The sequence below is a fragment of the Bradyrhizobium sp. BR 1432 genome, from assembly GCF_051547705.1.
GTDB lineage: Bacteria > Pseudomonadota > Alphaproteobacteria > Rhizobiales > Xanthobacteraceae > Bradyrhizobium > Bradyrhizobium zhanjiangense.
The window spans coordinates 7,557,593-7,574,505 of the sequence record NZ_JBPUGF010000003.1 but is presented as its reverse complement, the minus strand read 5'-3'; the positions used below and the strand labels follow the sequence as shown (position 1 = coordinate 7,574,505).

At 63.8% G+C, this 16,913-nt stretch carries 11 protein-coding genes and 3 pseudogenes; 11 read left to right on the top strand and 3 right to left on the bottom strand.

Annotation, left to right across the window (positions count from 1 at the left end; all coding sequences use genetic code 11):
• Position 1 precedes the first annotated feature (1 nt).
• The 6 genes and pseudogenes from ACSKB8_RS36800 (at position 2) to ACSKB8_RS36775 (ending at position 6,526) form a co-directional block, all read left to right on the top strand.
• On the top strand, positions 2-946 hold the full coding sequence (locus ACSKB8_RS36800) for an ABC transporter permease (protein WP_438109417.1): 945 nt from the start codon (positions 2-4) through the stop codon (positions 944-946).
• Positions 943-1,756 (top strand): annotated as a pseudogene (locus tag ACSKB8_RS36795) (ABC transporter permease). Before ACSKB8_RS36800 ends, ACSKB8_RS36795 begins: the two are co-directional and overlap by 4 nt.
• Positions 1,753-3,361 (top strand): annotated as a pseudogene (locus ACSKB8_RS36790) (ABC transporter ATP-binding protein). The pseudogenes ACSKB8_RS36795 and ACSKB8_RS36790 overlap by 4 nt, the downstream one beginning before the upstream one ends.
• A gap of 14 nt (positions 3,362-3,375) precedes the next feature.
• Complete coding sequence (locus tag ACSKB8_RS36785) at positions 3,376-4,917, top strand: ABC transporter substrate-binding protein (protein WP_438109416.1); 1,542 nt, start codon at positions 3,376-3,378, stop codon at positions 4,915-4,917.
• Complete coding sequence (locus tag ACSKB8_RS36780; protein ID WP_438109415.1) at positions 4,914-5,759, top strand: polysaccharide deacetylase family protein; 846 nt, start codon at positions 4,914-4,916, stop codon at positions 5,757-5,759. The genes ACSKB8_RS36785 and ACSKB8_RS36780 overlap by 4 nt, the downstream gene beginning before the upstream one ends.
• A complete protein-coding gene (locus tag ACSKB8_RS36775) occupies positions 5,756-6,526 on the top strand; it encodes a polysaccharide deacetylase family protein (RefSeq protein ID WP_438109414.1) in 771 nt (256 codons plus the stop codon). The genes ACSKB8_RS36780 and ACSKB8_RS36775 overlap by 4 nt, the downstream gene beginning before the upstream one ends.
• A 3-nt stretch (positions 6,527-6,529) precedes the next feature.
• On the opposite strand, the pseudogene ACSKB8_RS36770 reads toward ACSKB8_RS36775, so the two are convergent.
• Together ACSKB8_RS36770 and ACSKB8_RS36765 are read right to left on the bottom strand one after the other, a co-directional pair.
• A pseudogene (locus ACSKB8_RS36770) lies at positions 6,530-6,694 on the bottom strand (acetamidase/formamidase family protein); the annotation flags it as partial.
• Positions 6,695-6,701: 7 nt separating this feature from the next.
• Positions 6,702-8,120, bottom strand: a complete 1,419-nt coding sequence (locus ACSKB8_RS36765) for a cytosine permease (RefSeq protein WP_438109413.1) — start codon at positions 8,118-8,120, stop codon at positions 6,702-6,704.
• Between the two features lie 658 nt (positions 8,121-8,778).
• Here ACSKB8_RS36765 and ACSKB8_RS36760 point away from each other — a divergent pair.
• The 5 genes from ACSKB8_RS36760 to ACSKB8_RS36740 all read left to right on the top strand — a co-directional run bounded on the left by ACSKB8_RS36760 (position 8,779) and on the right by ACSKB8_RS36740 (position 15,465).
• Positions 8,779-10,221: an FAD-binding oxidoreductase gene (locus tag ACSKB8_RS36760; RefSeq protein ID WP_438109412.1), complete on the top strand. Its 1,443-nt coding sequence runs from the start codon at positions 8,779-8,781 to the stop codon at positions 10,219-10,221.
• A 46-nt stretch (positions 10,222-10,267) separates the two neighbouring features.
• Entirely contained in the window at positions 10,268-12,322 is a 2,055-nt protein-coding gene (locus tag ACSKB8_RS36755) for an AAA family ATPase (protein WP_438109411.1), read from the top strand.
• Positions 12,323-12,357: 35 nt separating this feature from the next.
• Positions 12,358-13,641 carry a hypothetical protein gene (locus ACSKB8_RS36750; protein WP_438109410.1) on the top strand — a complete coding sequence of 428 codons (1,284 nt, stop codon included), beginning with the start codon at positions 12,358-12,360 and terminating at the stop codon, positions 13,639-13,641.
• A 254-nt stretch (positions 13,642-13,895) separates the two neighbouring features.
• A complete protein-coding gene (locus ACSKB8_RS36745; protein ID WP_438109409.1) occupies positions 13,896-14,474 on the top strand; it encodes a hypothetical protein in 579 nt (192 codons plus the stop codon).
• Positions 14,475-14,682: 208 nt separating this feature from the next.
• Positions 14,683-15,465 carry a LuxR C-terminal-related transcriptional regulator gene (locus ACSKB8_RS36740; RefSeq protein WP_438109408.1) on the top strand — a complete coding sequence of 261 codons (783 nt, stop codon included), beginning with the start codon at positions 14,683-14,685 and terminating at the stop codon, positions 15,463-15,465.
• Positions 15,466-15,481: 16 nt separating this feature from the next.
• On the opposite strand, the gene ACSKB8_RS36735 is transcribed toward ACSKB8_RS36740, so the two are convergent.
• The gene (locus tag ACSKB8_RS36735) at positions 15,482-16,900 is read right to left on the bottom strand and encodes an HlyD family type I secretion periplasmic adaptor subunit (protein ID WP_438109407.1); all 1,419 of its coding nucleotides are present in this window, start codon (positions 16,898-16,900) and stop codon (positions 15,482-15,484) included.
• Between the last annotated feature and the right edge of the window lie 13 nt (positions 16,901-16,913).

Sequence of the window (16,913 nt, the reverse complement as noted above, 5' to 3'; positions counted from 1 at the left end):
CATGTTGGGTTACCTCGCAAGACGGCTGGCCATGACGATCCCGACACTGCTGCTGGTCGCGATCGCAGTATTTGCGCTGGTGCGTCTCATCCCCGGTGACCCCGTGCAGGTCATGCTCGGCGATGCCGCCGATCCAGCACAGGCCGCACAGCTGCGCGCCCAGCTCGGCCTCGATCAGCCGATCCCGGTGCAGTTCATGCACTGGATCGCCAAGCTTGCGGCCGGTGACTTCGGTCACTCCATCACCAACAACCTCGCGGTGCTGCCGCTGATCCTCGATCGTTTCCAGGTCAGCGCCGTCATCGTGCTGGTGGCGGTCGCGGCGTCCGCGTGCATCGCGGTTCCGGCCGGCCTTGTGGCCGCGTGGAAGCAGAACAGCCTGCTCGATCTCTCCGTCGTCGGCGGGGCCACGCTGCTGCTGTCGATCCCGAGCTTCTGGCTCGGTCTTCTGCTGCTGCTTCTTTTTGGGCTCAAGCTGAAATGGTTGCCGGTGATCGGCTACGTGCCGTTCGCCGAGAATTTCTGGCAGGCGGCGACCTTCATCGTGTTGCCGATCGCGACGCTGACCATGGTTGAGATCGGCGTGCTCACGCGCATGGCGCGAGCCGCCTCGATCGAGGTGCTCAGGCTCGAATATGTCACCCACGCACGCGCCAAAGGCGTGCCGGAATGGCGCGTGCTCGCCCGCCACGTGCTGCCGAACGCCTTCGCGCCGACCTGGACGCTGATCGGTCTCGTGCTCGGCCATCTCCTCGGCGGCATCGCGGTCATCGAGACCGTGTTCACGCTGCCCGGCCTCGGCCGTCTCCTGGTCGATTCCATCTTCGCGCGTGACTATCCGGTGGTGCAGGGCTGCCTGCTGTTCACCGCCGTGATCTACGTCGTCGTCAATCTGATCGTCGATCTCTGCTATCCGCTGTTCGATCCGAGGGTGACGGTGGCATGAGGATGCGCGCCAATACCGCGATCGGCGGCGTCCTGATTGCGCTCCTGCTGGGCGCTGCCGTCACCGGTGCTTTCTGGACGCCGTTCGATCCGCTGCGCATCAATCTGCGGGCAAGACTTCAGGCGCCGTCGTCACTGCACTGGCTCGGCACCGACGAATTCGGCCGTGACGTGCTGAGTTCGCATCATGGTCGGCGCGGGCGCCAGTGTGGTGATCGCTCTGGTTACGGTTTCGCTCGCCGTAGCCGCCGGCATGGTGATCGGCTGCGCGGCGGGTTACATCCGCGGCTGGGTTGACCGCATCATCATGGCCGTCAACGACGCGCTGCTGGCATTTCCCGGCATCCTACTGGCTCTGGCCGTGATGATCGTGGTCGGCGCCAACAAGGTCGGGCTCATTCTGGCGCTTGGTCTTGCCTACATTCCCTCGGTGGTCCGGGTGGTGCGCGGCACCGTGCTGTCGATCCGCGAGAAGGAATATGTCGAGGCCTCGCGCGTCATCGGCAATTCCGAGGTCTATTCGATGCTCCGCCACGTGATGCCGAACGCGGTCGCGCCAGTTGCGGTGCTCGCGACGAGTATGTTCGGCTGGGTGCTGCTGGCCGAGAGCGCGCTGAGCTTCCTCGGCCTCGGCGTGCCGCCGCCGGCGCCGACCTGGGGCAACATGCTGGCGGCAAGTCGTCCATTCATGGAGACGGCGGCCTGGCTCTCGATCGCACCGGGCCTCTGCATCGCGCTGACGCTGCTCGGCATCAATCTGCTCGGCGATTCGCTGCGCGATCGCCTCGATCCCAGGATGGCGCACGGATGACGCTGCTGTCGGTCGAAAATCTGCGCATCGAGGTTGCCGCCAGCAATGCCGTGATCGTCGACAACGTCTCCTTCGCCGTCGAGCGCGGCGAGTTTCTCGCCGTCGTCGGCGAATCCGGCAGCGGCAAGACAGCGGCGGCGCGTGCCGTGCTCGGCCTGTTGCCGCCGGGTCTGCGCAAGGCCGGCGGCCGCATCGTGCTTGATGGCGTCGATCTCGCCAACGTCTCGGCGCGCCAGATGCGCACCATGCGTGGGCCTACCGTCGGCATGGTGTTCCAGGAGCCGATGGTCTCGCTCAATCCCGCCATCAGCGTCGGCGCGCAGATGGCGGAAGGGATCGGCCTGCACGAGCGGCTCGGTAAGCGCGAGATCAGGCGCCGCTGTCTCGAACATGCTGGCGCGGGTGCAGATCCGTGATCCCGAACGGACTTTTGACGCCTATCCGCACGAATTCTCCGGCGGCATGCGCCAGCGCATCATGCTGGCCTCGGTGATGCTGCTGAAGCCGAAGCTGCTGATCGCGGACGAGCCGACCACGGCGCTGGATACGCTGACCCAGCGCGAGGTGCTCGACCTCCTGGTCGGGCTCGCCCGTGACCACGGCACGTCGGTGATGCTGATCACCCACAATCTCGGCCTGGTCTCGCGCTACGCGCAGCGCGCGCTGGTGCTGCGGCAAGGCAAGATGGTCGAGACCGGCACGACCCGGCAGATCCTGTTCTCGCCGCGCGAAGCCTATACCAGGCGACTGGTCGAGGCGCTGCCGCGGCGCGGCGCCACGACCAAAGCGCGACGGGGCGGCGAACCCCTCGTTAGCGTACGTGATCTCAAGGTAGGCTTCGCCGGGCGGCAGCGGCTGTTCCGCCGCGACACCGGCGTCTCCGCCGTCAACGGCGTCGATCTCGACATCGCCGCCGGAGAAACGGTCGCCGTCGTCGGCGGCAGCGGCTCCGGCAAGACCACGCTTGGCCGGGCCATGCTGCGCCTGATCCCGACGTCGGGCGGTGAGATCAGGTTCCGGGGCAGGGATGTCACGGCAACGATCGATCGCGACTTCCGTCTCGCCTCGCAACTGGTGTTCCAGGATCCTTACTCCTCGCTCGATCCACGCATGCGCGTCGGCGAGATTGTCGCCGAGCCACTGCGCCACGTCCCGCAATTGACGACAGCCGAGCGCGACACTCGGGTGGAGGCGATGCTGGACGAGGTCGGGCTTGCCGGTCTCGGCAAGCGCTGGCCGCATGAATTGTCCGGTGGACAGCGCCAGCGGATCGCCATCGCCCGCGCCATCGTGCGCGAGCCGGCCTTCGTCGTGGCGGACGAGCCGGTCTCGGCGCTCGATATGACCATTCAGGCGCAGGTGCTGAAACTGTTCGAGCGGTTGCAGACGCAATACGGCTTTGCCTGCCTGTTCATCAGCCATGACCTCGCCGCCGTCGAGCAGGTCGCTGACCGCGTCGTGGTGATGCAGGGCGGCAAGATCGTCGAGCAAGGCTCGCGTGACGACGTGTTCGATCACCCGCAGCATGATTACACCAAGGCGCTGCTCGCGGCCGCGCCCGTTCTGGACTTCGCTGGTGCGGCGGCGGCGCGTGCCTCGGGTTAATCAGGATAATGCGTATGAAGCGTTCTGTCGTGGCGTTGTGTCTGATCATTGCGTCGCTGTCCGCGGCCCGCGCCGAGAGCGTCCTGCGCAGCATGGTGACCACAGACATCCGCGGCCTGATGCCGGGCAACAGCCCTGACGACAACACCGGCCTCGTGTTGCAGCAGATCTACGAGGGCCTCGTTGCCTGGCGCGCCGACGGGACCGTCGCCCCGATGCTGGCCAAGGCGATTGAGACATCAGCGGATGGGCGCACCTACACTTTCACACTGCGCGAGGGCGTGACGTTCCACAATGGTGCGCCGTTGACCTCGCGGGAGGTGGCATGGACCTGGGAGCGCTTCCTCGATCCGAAATCCGGCTGGCCATGCCGGACCAATTTCGACGGCACGCACAAGATCAAGATCGCCGAGATCACGGCGCCGTCGCCGGAGCAGGTCGTGTTCCGTCTGGCTGAGCCGAGCGGCGCCTTCCTCAGCACGATGGCGCGAGCCGATTGCGACGGCACCGGCATCGCGCATCCGGACTCAGCCGGAGCCGACGGCTCCTGGCAGAAGGCGATCGGCACCGGTCCGTTCAAGCTCGCCGAATGGCGCCGCGGCCAGTTCATCGAGCTTGCCCGCAACGAGGCCTATGCCGCGCGTAGCGAGCCGGCCGACGGCCTCGCTGGGGCCAAGTCGCCCAAGGTTGACGGTGTCAGGCTGTCCATCGTGCCCGACCCGGCGGCGGCGAAAGCGGCGATCCAGTCCGGCAATCTCGATCTCTGGCCGTCGGCCGATCCCAAATTCGCGGGCGAGTTGAAGTCGGCTGGTCTCGTGATCAGCGCGGCGCCCGTCGCCTCGCTGAACGCGATCGTGATGCAGACGAACGATCCGCTTCTGAAGGACAAGCGCATCCGTGAAGCCATTGCCGCCTCGCTCGATTACCCCAGTATGAGCGACAGCCTGACCGACGGCTATGCCAAGCCGAGTACGTCTCTGGTGCCGCTGTCGAGCCGCTACTATGGCGCGGTGGAGCAGGCGGGCTTCAGCCTCGACGTCGCGCGTGCGAAGAAGCTGCTGACCGAGGCGGGCTACAAGGGCGAGCCGATCAAGATCACCACCAATTCGCGCTTTCCCGTCATGAACGACGTGGCCGTGCTGGCGCAGGCGATGACGCAGCAGGCCGGCCTCAACCTCACTGTCGAGGTCGTCGAATTCGCGGCCCAGCTGAGCCGTTACAACAAGGGCGATTATCAGCTCATGGTGTGGAATTACACGCCTTATCTCGATCCGGCTTTCGGTCTTGATCGCTTCATCGGCGACAAGGCCGCGCAGCCAGACCGCGTCTGGGGTAATCGTGAGGCGATCGACCTGCTCGGCAGGCTGATGGAGACGGCCGCGCCTGAGGCCCGTCAGCCGCTGTTCGATGCGCTCCACAAGCTGTTCGTGGATGATGCGCCGATGATCGTGTGGAGCTCCGGCGTCAACGTCTCCGCGGTCTCACCCAAGGTGCGCGGGTATGCGCCATGGGCCGGCCGCAAACCCCGTTTCTGGAACGTCGAGGTTGTCAGATGATCTCTCTTGCCCAGCGCAAGCAACATGCCTGGCCGGATGGCGCGCGCTGCGTCGTCGGCCTTACGCTCGATTTCGACGGCACGTCGCTGGAACGCGGCCGCGGTCAGTTGCCGCTCGGCGCGCGCTCGCACGGCCGCTACTCCGCCAAATGCGGCATCCCGCGTTTCGTCGACATGTTCACGCGGCACAGCGTGCCTTGGACGTTCTACGTCTCCGGCTATGACGCGGAGGAAAGCCCGGATCTCGTCCGCGACATCTCGCGCTCCGGCATCGAGATCGGCTCGCACGGCTATTTTCACGAGGGCGTCGATCCCGGCGATGCCGAGCCGGAGCTGCTGGAACGGACGCACCGGCTGCTCACGGAGATCACCGGCGTCGCGCCACGGGGATGGCGCTCGCCGTCCGGACACAAGACCGCGCGCACGCTGAGCAAGCTCCGTGAGCTCGGCTATGTCTACGATTCCAGCGACAAGGATTTTGACCTGCCTTATCTCGCGCGCTACGACGGCGAGGAGCGCAGCGACTATGTCTGCCTGCCCAACAACACCTCGAGCCTCGACGACTTTCCGTTCTACCGCGTCAGCTACACGCCACCATCCGAAGTGTTGACGCACTGGGAGCAGGAGTTCGATGCCATCTACGCCGAGGGCGGTTACTACAACCTGACCTTCCATCCGCGCGTCGGCTATGGCTCGGGCTCGCCTGCGCGCGTCGCGGCGGTCGAAGGGCTCATTAAATATGCCAAGCGCCACGAAGGCGTTCGCTTCGTCGGCATGCTGGAGCTGGCGGAATGGTGCCTGAAGCGTCCGTCCGACTGGCGGCGGGACTGGAGCGGACAATGAGCAAGCCGATCGTTCCCGTCGTCGTCACCGTCAATCTCCAGGGCAAGACGGTGGAGCTGACCCAGCTCGGGGAGGACGCCCTGTTCGGCCGCGCTTCTTACGGAAAATACGCCTATGCCGTCGGCTGCGAGCGGCTGTTCGGACTGCTCGATCGCCACGGCATCAAATCCACCGTGTTCGTGCCCGGCGCAGAGGCGGAAGCCAATCCCGCCTATATCGCGGCGCTTGGCGGCCGCGGGCATGAGATCGCCGCGCATGGCTGGGCGATGGAGGAGATGGACGCGGCCGGGATCGACGAGCGAGCGCTGCTGGAGCGCACGCATGCGACGCTGTCGCGGATCGTCGGACGCGCGCCGCGCGGCTTTCGGGCGCCGCATGGCCGCTTCACGGAGCGTACGCTCGGGCACCTCGCCGATCTCGGCTATCGCTATGATTCAAGCTTTCAGGACGACGACCATCCGTATCGGCTGGACGTCGATGGCGGCCGCGACATGGTCGAGGTGCCGCATGCGGAGATCCTGATCGACGCGACGCTCTACGCCCAGCGCCAGACGCACGCTCGCGTCATGAAGATGTGGCGCGAGGAGATCGAGGCGATGCATCGCGAGCGCTGCCTGATCACGCTGACGCTGCATCCGCGCAGCGACTACGGCAGCGCGCGGGCCAGCCGCATTGCCGCGCTCGACGACCTGTTGAGCTGGCTGCGCGGTCTCGATGGTGTTGCTTTCCTGACCTGCGAAGAGGTCGCCCAACGGTTGGGGGCTTGAACCTTACGTTCGCTGCGGCGTGCGGGATTTGGCCAGCACGCCGTGAATGCCCTTGTTGCCGTCGACCAGCTGCGTGACCCTGAGGTCCGCAGCGATCGAGCAGAGCGTGTAGGCATCCCGCGCGCTGAGACCGCATTTTTCCCGGAGCAGCGCGATCATGTCGCGGAGCTTGCCGCTAGCTGCCTGCGCTGCTCACGACGACCGAGGAGGGCGACGTCACGAGCTTGCTGAGCCCAAGATAGACGAGGCCTGCAATCCCGATGCCGAACAGCCAGCTCAGATCCGCGCCGCCGAGCAGGTTGATCGAGATCGGACCCTGGAGCGCGCCGACGAGGCCGTCCTCCACCAGCCATCCCGCAACGAGGCCCGCGAAGAACGCGACCATGGCGGCCCAGTTGATGTCGCCATAAGCGCTGGTCTCCGGCGAGCGATAGAGCTCGGCGACGTCGATCTTGCATTTGCGCTTGATGAAGTAGTCCGCGAGCACGACGCCGGCCCACGGGCTCATCCACAGCAACAGGCTAATCATCCAGTTGTCGAACGCCTTCGCAAAGGACGGCGCGAAGATGAAGTAGAGCGTGACCAGATAGCCTGCGACGCCGACGATGACGGTGAGCCAGAAGCGCGAGAATTTCAGTCCCGCGCTCAGCGCCGCCAGCGTCGCCGAGTAGACGTTGAGGATGTTGGTCGCGATCGGGCCGTGCAGCACCATCAAGAGCACGAGGATGCTGACCGGTCCGCCGAATACCGCACTGACCATTTTCGCAGGATCGGTGTCCAGCGTCGTCGAGGCGATGGTCGCACCTAAGATGCCAAGCCCGACCGTCGGCACGAACATGCCGACATAGCTGTACCAGAACACTGATTTCGACGGCACGCTTTTCGGCACGAAGCGCGAATAGTCGGAGGCCCAAGTCACCCAGGAGATGCCCCAGCCGACGCCGATCGCGGTCATCAGCAACGACAGCATCGCCAGATGCGCGCCCGGCGGCAGCGAGGTCGTCAGGCTCCAGTTGACGACGCCGGGTCGCGTCCACGCGAGCACGCTCATCAGCACCATGATGGCGATGGTCGGCGGCACCGTGTATTTCTCGAAGGTGCGGATCGCGTAGAAGCCGTAGATGCCGAGCAGCACCTGCACGGCCATCACCAGCGTGATGACGACGATCTCGATGAACCAGGTATCGGGCACGCCGAACTGGCCGAGGATGCCCATCGACACCTTCACCGGGAAGTAGGTGTTCACGCCGATCCAGCCCAGCGTCATCAGGAACATCAGGATGCTGGGCAGGTAGGCGCCGCGGACGCCGAAGGCGGAGCGGCTCAGCACCATCTGGTTGACGCCGGTCTTGTGTCCCATCACCGTGAAGGTCGCGAAGATCGCGCATCCCACGATGTTGCCGAGCACGATGACCGCGATCGTCTCCATCAGACCGAGTTTCAAGATGATGCCGAGCGCACCGAGCGCCCAGTTGACCGGTGCGATATTGGCGCCGGCCCAGATCCACATCTGCTGCGGGCCGGTCGAGTCCCGGTCCGCATCGGGAATTGGCTCGATGCTGTGAATATCAGCGCGAAGTTCGGAATCCGTCATGACATCCCCCAATACGAAGCACGCTTCGCATCATGGCAGCATAAATCGTGCCATTGGTTGCAGAGCGCTTGGGGCCGGGTGCGCGCCGATGCCGGCCGCGGCGTGCGGATCGCGGGCGGGCAAATCTGGATCGGGGTGCAGGAGCGGCAGCCAGGGCGATGATGGCATGATGCCCCTGTTTTGCCCGACGAGTCAAAGCCGTCGACGGCGTCGATTAGCGGTCAAGATTCGTCTTTGAAAACAACGGCGTTCTACTGTGCATGGGGTTGTTTTCGCAGGTTTTTAATCCGCTGCACTCCGACTGGGAGGCGGCTCGTGCCCGTGGAGGAGCCGTCCACAGCATCAAGAGCGGACCTCCGAGCTCCCTTGCGGACCGGATTTTCTTGGTTTGGTTTGCAGGTGACGGAAAGCGCGACCCGCGCGGGCTTGTCAGCGCTCCTCACCCGCGAGACACTCTGTCGCAGAACCATTTGTTTTGCCGGAGGACTAACCTCTAGGCGGAAATCTACCGTTCGCAATGTCGAACGGCGTGCAGCGGGGCGATTCTGCGCCGCGTCGGTTGCAAGAGCCGTGGGCGTGGCCGCCCCTTCTGCTGATCCGTCCAAGAGCATGAGAGCTGACTGCCGAAATTCTGACCGCTAGTCACGGAGGAGATGCCATGGCAGAGATCCGGCTGGCCTCGCTGCACGGCGGGGCGATTACGCTTGAAAGCGATGCAATTGCTGCCTTTCGCCAAACCTTGCGAGGCAACGTCTGTCTGGCCGAGGAGCCGGGCTACGATGAAGCACGCACGATCTGGAATGCGATGATCGATCGCCGCCCAGGCGCGGTCGTGCGCTGCAGAGGGGCCGCAGACATCATTCGTGCTGTACGGCTTGCGCGTGAGCACGGCCTCTTGGTCGCCGTGCGCGGCGGCGGCCATAACATCGCGGGCAATGCTGTTTGTGACGGCGGGCTCTTGATCGATCTTTCGCTGATGCGCTCCGTCCGGGTTGATCCATTTCACCGCACCGCGCGCGTGGACCCGGGGGCAACGCTTGGCGACTTCGACAAGGAGGCGCAAGCTTTCGGCCTTGCTACCCCGCTCGGGATCAACTCGACGACCGGCGTTGCAGGATTGACGCTGGGCGGCGGCTTCGGGTGGCTTAGCCGCAAGTTCGGGCTTGCCGTCGACAACCTGATCTCGGCCGACGTGGTGACGGCCGAAGGCGAGCTCGTCCGGGCAAACATCGCCGAGAAGACCGACCTGTTCTGGGCGCTGCGCGGAGGCGGAGCCAATTTCGGGGTGGTGAGTTCGTTCGAGTTCCGCCTGCATCCTGTTGGTCCGATGGTTCTGGCCGGACTCATCGTCCATCCCTTTTCGCGGGCGAAGGAGCTGCTGACGGGCTATCGCGACGTCGCCGCCAAGGCGCCCGACGAACTGACGGTGTGGGTGGTGCTCAGGCAGGCACCGCCGCTGCCGTTCTTGCCCGCTGAGGTTCACGGCAAGGAGATCGTCGCGTTCGCCGTCTGCTATGCGGGAGATGAGAACGAGGGCAAGCACGCATTGGAGCCGTTGCGCGCGCTCGGAGAGCCGATCGCAGACGTGATCGGCATGCAGCCCTTCGCGGCTTGGCAGACCGCGTTTGACCCACTTCTCGCGCCCGGCGCCTATAATTACTGGAAGTCGCACAATTTCGTTGAACTCAACGACGGTCTTCTCGATACGCTGGTGAGCCATACGACAAGCCTGCCGACCGGGGAGTGCGAGATTTTCATCGGTCAGCTTGGTGGCGCCACCAGTCGCATGGCCGTCGACGCTACGGCGTTTCCCCACCGCGATGCGAAGTTTGTCATGAACGTTCACACGCGATGGCGCGATCCGGCGGATGAGCAACGTTCGATCGCCTGGGCGCGCAGGCTCTTTGCTGAGACTGCGCCTCACGCAACCGGCGGCGTCTACGTCAACTTCATGCCGGAGGACGAGACCGATCGCGTAGCCGGCGCCTACGGCCCGAACTACGCTCGTCTTGCCGCGCTGAAGGCCAAGTACGATCCTGGCAACCTGTTCCGGCTAAACCAGAACGTCAGGCCGGCCGCTGCACAGCGACCGGCCGCCTGACAAGAGGAGGAGGGGATCCGTAATCGAGGGGGCTACGGAGACGAAGTTGGACATCGGAGAATGGCTGCGCAGCCTGGGCCTGCAATCCTATGAGCAGACGTTCCGCGACAACGGAATTGACCTTGAGATCCTGCCCCACCTGACGGTTGAAGATCTCAAGGAGATTGGAGTCCTGGCTGTCGGCCACCGGCGGAAGCTTCTCGGTGCAATCGGCCTGCTACCAGCGGACCTGGCGGCGGCGCGGCCTCCCGCGTCGGTGGAGCGCCGTCAGCTTACGCTCATGTTCGTCGACCTCGTCGGCTCGACCGACCTCAGCCGCCGTCTCGATCCCGAGGAGCTGCGCGAGGTCATGCGGGCCTACTCGAACACGGTGGCGGGAGAGATTGCGCGACTGGAGGGCCACGTCGCGAAGTTTCTGGGAGACGGCGTGCAGGCCTATTTCGGCTGGCCGCGCGCAAGCGAAGATGCGGCAGAACAAGCTGTCCGGGCGGGACTTGCGGTCGCAACAGCGGTCAGCGGCATGTCGTCAGGCGCAGGAGGCCTGCTGGCAGCACGCGTCGGCATCGCCACCGGGCTTGTCGTGGTGGGTGATCTGCTCGGGGAAGGTGCTGCGAAGGAGGAAGCAATCACTGGGGAAACGCCTAATCTCGCGGCCCGTCTGCAACAGGTTGCGGAGCCTGGTACGGTCGTTATCGCCGACAGCACGCGCCGCCTGGTCGGCGATCTCTTCGAGTTTGTTGAGCTCGGTTCCCTTCGGCTCAAGGGCTTTGCGGAGCCGGTGCAAGCTTGGAGTGTCACCGGCGAAGGCCGGGCAGAAAGCAGGTTCGAGGCCCTGCACGGAGCCCACGTCACGCCACTCGTCGGGCGCAGCGAGGAGCTCGATTTGACGCTGTCACGGTGGCAGCTTGCCAAAGGAGGGGCTGGACAGGTCGTCTTGATTTTTGGCGAGCCAGGAATCGGAAAATCACGATTGGTGCTCGCGCTGCGAGAACGGCTACAGGCCGAACAAATCACGCTCGTTAGCTACGCCTGTTCGCCGCATCACCTAAACAGCCCGCTCTTTCCCTTCATCTCGCAGCTTGAGCGGGAGGCGCGGTTCGCACCTGAGGATACCGCGGAAACACGGCTCAAGCGCCTCGAATTACTCCTCGGCGAAAACGGCGAAGGGCTGTCCAGTGATGCAATCCAGCTTCTTGCCGATCTGCTCGGCATTCCAACTGAGAGGCCGAGCACCCAGCCAGAGATGTCGCCGCAGCAAAGGAAGGCGCTCCTGTTCCGCACATTTCTGGCCCGGCTCAATCGACTTGCCGCTCGCGGCCCGGTGCTGATGGTGCTTGAAGATGCGCACTGGCTCGATCCCACCTCGCGCGAGCTGTTCGACCAGATCGTGGATCGTCTTCAGAACCTGCCGGTGCTGGTCGTCGCCACGTTCCGTCCGGAACTCCCGCCACCATGGACCGGGTTTCCGCACGTCACGTTGCTCATGCTAAACCGCCTGCCGCAGGCGCAGGTGGTTGTACTCGTTGACCGGATCACCGAAGGCAAAGCGCTTCCCGCCGAGGTCCTCGACCAGATTCTGGCGCGGACCGAGGGTGTGCCGCTCTTTACCGAGGAGCTCACGAAGGCCGTTCTTGAAGCCGGGATCCTCCGCTACACCGGCGCTCGCTACGTCCTCGCCGGCGCGTTCCCGTCCTTGGCGATCCCAGCGACGCTGCACGATTCGTTGATGTCGCGGCTTGACCGTCTTGCTCCAGTCAAGGAGGTCGCCCAGATCGGAGCCTGTATCGGCCGCGAGTTCGATCACGAATTGCTTGCTGCAGTCGTGTCGATGCCAGCAGGGGAGCTTGCCGCGGCGCTTGACCGCCTGGTAGCGGCAGAGCTCGTTTTCCGGCGCGGCCTCGCGCCTGCCGCTACCTATGTCTTCAAGCACGCCCTGGTGCGCGATGCCGCCTACGAAAGCCTGCTCAAGCGGCGCCGCCAGGAGCTGCACGCGCGGATTGCGAAGCGCTCTTTCCGCAACTTGTCGAAGCACAGCCGGAGCTCGTCGCTCGTCACTTTGGCGAGGCGGGATTGGCCGAGAAGGCCATTCCATACTGGTTGAGGGCCGGCCGCCTCGCAGCCGCCCGATCGGCGAATATGGAGGCAATTGCCCATCTGAGATCGGGGCTCGAGTGCGCCAATGCGCTTCCTCCTGGAGCATCACGCTCGCGCTTCGAGCTTGCCCTGCAGCTTGGGCTTGGCGGCCCGCTGATTGCAACAAAAGGATTTGCTTCACGCGAGGCAGAAGCGGCGTTCCAGCGCGCACAGGAGCTCAGCCGCGAGCTGCAGAGCGAGGTTGATCTCTCCGCCGCGTTGAAGGGGCTCGGCCACGTCTATCACGTGCGCGCCAACCTGCGCGAGGTCACAAGCCTCGTTGAGGAGACGGAGGCGCTCGCGAAACGAAGCGGTGATCCCGTACGTCAAGCCGAAGCCGATCATCTTGCGGGAGTGCTCTCGTTCCACCTCGGCCAGTTTCAACTCTCGCGCGACCGGTTCGAGAGAAGCGCACAAGCCGGCGAATACCGCGGCCGCTATTATTCCGAGGTCTACGGAATTGATATGAGCGTATTCTGCCGCGCCTACATGAGTCATTGCGATTGGCATCTCGGCTATCCCGTTCGTAGCCTTGGGATTGCTGAGAAAGGGCTCGCCGTCGCACGTGAGATTTCACATCCATTCAGCATCGCGCTCGCGCTCAACTATCTGGCGATGCTGTATCAGTTCAGGCAAGAGCCCGATGCCGCACTGAAAGCCGCTGCAGAGTCACGCGACATCTGCGCCGAGTACCGCTTCGACTACTATGGTGCATGGGCCAGCCTCGTTCGCGCCTGGGCGATCGCTGAATCCGGCAGGCTTGAGGAAGGTCTTGCGGACTTTGATGCTGGGCTTGAGGATCTCCGGCGAACCAGCGCGGGACTACGCATTCCGCACCATCTTGGCTTGCTCGCGGCGCTTCATCGCAAGGCTGGAAACGCCATGGCTGGGCTTCGCGTCATCGACGAAGCGGTGGCAATTGCGGACGCAAGTCTCGAGAGCTGGTGCGCCGTCGAGCTTCACCGGGAGCGCGGTGAACTGCTGTTGCTGGCAGGCGGGAGGAGGCCGAAAATCAAGCGGATGCGGAGTTCGAGGCCGCGATTGAAATTGCCGCTGCCCAGGGAGCAAGGCTGCCCGAGCTTCGCGCAAGCGTTGCGCGCGCCAGACTCCAGGCGGCACGCGGCATGCGGCGAGAGGCGCGCGACGCTCTTGTGCCGATCTACAGCTGGTTCAGCGAGGGCTTGGAAACACGCGATCTCGTGGAAGCTCGCAAGTTGCTGGCAGACCTGTGACGAAGTTACCGCAATAGCGACCCATCTCCCCGTCCATCGTTCGGTAATGCGGTGATCAGTTCGGTAAGGGTTGTGCGCTGACCTGGGTTGAGCAGCAATCGGGGAAGATTTCATCCCCCGGCTGTCGCTCGGCGAGATGACAAAACGGGCTTTCCGCATGGCCTGGAGCCGGACCGGCCCGCCCAGGCAGATGCCGGGCAACCTTCCGCGCTTAATGAGCGCTTAACGCTTTTGCGCAACAGATAGATCACCAGCGCGGAATTAGTCCTAGTTACGATTGCGAGCCGAGCTCCCGAGGAGGGGAATCGGATGGGACTGCTTTTTGTTGGAGTGCTGGCAGGAATTCTGGTCGGCTTTGGCTGGTTCGCGCCGTCCCGAGGATATTTCCTTGGGTGTGCGGCGCGACCCTGTTTCGACAGGGTTGCAGTCGCCCGACCCGCAGAGCCAACGCCATTGGCGCCAACTCCTGCGATTGTCAAATCGAATTCTGCAACCTCGGCAAAGTCCGGCAAGAGGCCATCCCCGAAGAGACGCGGATCGGCCGATCTCGCCAAGGCGGCCACCCCGCGCACGAGGATCAGCGACCCGGCGCCCGAACGCCCGGCGGCAAGATCAGATACTGTCCTGGACAAGGCAAAGGTCACGATCGCATCGAAGATGGACGATCCAGGATCGGCCGAGTTCAGCGACATGAAGCGCGCAATGCGATTGAACATGTTTGGGCGCGCTGTGGATACGATTTGCGGTCGTGTGAAGGGAAGAAATGCGTCAGGTGGCGAGACTGGAGAGAGACCGTTTCTGTATCTCGTGAAGGAGAATGAAGCATATGTCGTCGACGGCAAGTCGGGGTCGGCGGCGTCAACCGCGTATCGAAATATCTGCAATTAAGGGGATGCGTCGACCGCGCCACGGCGCGGCACGCGTCCATGTGATTTGAGCGGAAAGAATTTCCACCCGGGCGTCAGACTATCCCGCAGTGGATACGATCCTAATGTTGGCGCCGCGCGCGACGATGCATTCAGGATGAATGCCGCAACGGGAATACACAGCACGGATCGTGGGACTGTGGCAGAGATTCTTTCATTCCGAGGAAATCATGGATGACCTAACCAACTTCTCAAAACGGCTCAATGGATCGCTTCACTTGCCGGTTCTGGTGATCATCGAGCCCCTTCTATTGCCTCGCACATGCATTCTGAACGTCTTCAGGCGGGAGTTGGCCGAATTCGACATCCTTGACATGGCAACGGTCCAAAGCCTGGACAGCGCGTCAGCTCGCGACGTTCGTCTGGTGTTGCTGAGTATCGCGGACAAGCCCATCGGCGATCCCTCGGTTGAGGACGATCTCGCCTTCGTCGCGGAGTGCTGTCCCAACGCGGCCGTTGCAATCCTGTCAAACCATGACGACGAGCCGACCGCGCAGGCCGCGATGCAGCGGGGTGTGCGCGGTTTTCTCCCCACCTCGCTGCCAATAGAGGTCGTCGTCGCCGGCCTGCGCCTTGTTCTTGTCGGAGGCTGCTACAGGCCGTTGCCCGTCGCTGGAATAAACAGGATACCGGGTTTCGAGCCACCGGATGCGCGTCGGTTCGCGTCCGCATATCTGACGAACGAAGCAGCCAGGGCGGCTATCGACAGGAGCTTGACCGATTTCACGCCTCGAGAGCAGCAGGTTCTGGCGGAACTGGAGCTCGGCCTGCCCAACAAGCTGATCGCCGCCAAAATGAACCTCTCGGAAAGCACCGTTAAAATGCACATTCAGCATATCATGAGGAAATGTGCCGCTCACAATCGCACGGAAGCGGTCCTCCGCTGGCGCGGCCGGTTGCCCGCGCAGAGTCGCGATCACGATCCGGGCGCAGCCTCAACGCCGGAGACCTAAATCACGCGGAGCTGGATCAATCCTCTCTGAATGCACCGCGGAAGCTGTCGAGCAGGGGGCTCAGCGCATAAAGTGCAACGGTGCCGCGCCCCGTGGTGATGAACACTTGAACGGGCATGCCGGGAACAATCCGGATGCCGTTTGCAGCCATCTGGGCGTCGTCGATCCGAATCCTGGTCGCGTAGTATGGCTGGTCGGTACGCTTGTCGAGAAGCCGGTCAGCGGATACGTGCACGACGGTTCCCTTCAGACGCGGTACGCGACGCTGATTATACGGTACGAGATGCACTTTGGCATTAAGACCGGGATGAACCACGTCAATGTCCTCCGGTCGCAGGCGGGCGGTCACGATGAGGCGGTCTTGCCGCGGCACGAGGTCCATGAGCGGAGCACCAGCCCCGATGACGCCGCCGGTCGTATGAATCCGCAGGTCAGTTATCACGCCGTCCTCGGGCGCCTTGACCTCCGTTCGGGTTAGTTGGTCCCTGGCCGCAAGCAACCGTTCGCGGAGTTGGAATATCTGGTTCTGTGCTTCGCGAAGCGATTGTGCGATCTCGTTCTGCCTTTCGCTCTCGAGCTTGAACAAATTTGCCTGCGACTCGTTGATGACCTGCCCGGCGCGGGAAATCTGCGCCGCGATCTCACCACGACGTCCCTCAACGTCGGCCAGTTCACGCTGCAGATTCAGAAGCCGTGGCCGCCGTTCGAGTCCCTTGTTGACGAGGGTCGTGACCATATCGAGTTCTTCCCGGACGATGTCGCTTCGCTGCCCGGTGGCGCTCTCCTGAGCCTTGAGACCTTCGATCTCCTTCTCGACCTGATGCCTCCGCTCGCGAATGACCGCAAGCTGCGACTCGTGAACCTGCCGGCGTGCCTGGAAAATGAACTGCTGCGCCGATAGCGCAGCGGCCGCCGCCCCATTCTGTTGGCTGTCCTGGTCCAGCGTGCTCGGGACTGCGATCCTCTCAAATCTCTGCTGCTCGGCCTGAAGCCGTGCGGCACGAGCAATTGCATCCCACAACTGGCCTTGCAGACTTTGCACCTCCGAATCGGCGCGGGTGTCGTCCAGCGTGATCAGTGTTTGCCCGCTTCGCACGACATCGCCGTCGGAAACCAAGATGCTCCTGACGATACCGCCTTCCAGATGCTGGATCGTCTTGCGGTTCGATTCCGATTCCACGACGCCAGACGCGATTGCGGCGCTCTCAAGTGGCGCGAAGCTCGCCCATGTGCCAAGCCCAAGCATGAAGCCGAGCACCAGCAGATTGCCCGCGAGGGTGATCCCGCGAAGCCTGGCGCGCGGAGAGACCGGTGTGGGGGGCGAGCACCATGGAAATTCGAGAGGCTCGAAATCGTCGATTGCGGTAACAACGCCTCCAAGTCGCCCGGCGAGCGGGGGGCGTACGGGTGTTCGCGTGATCTGGCCCCAGATCATGGGAAGTTGCGAA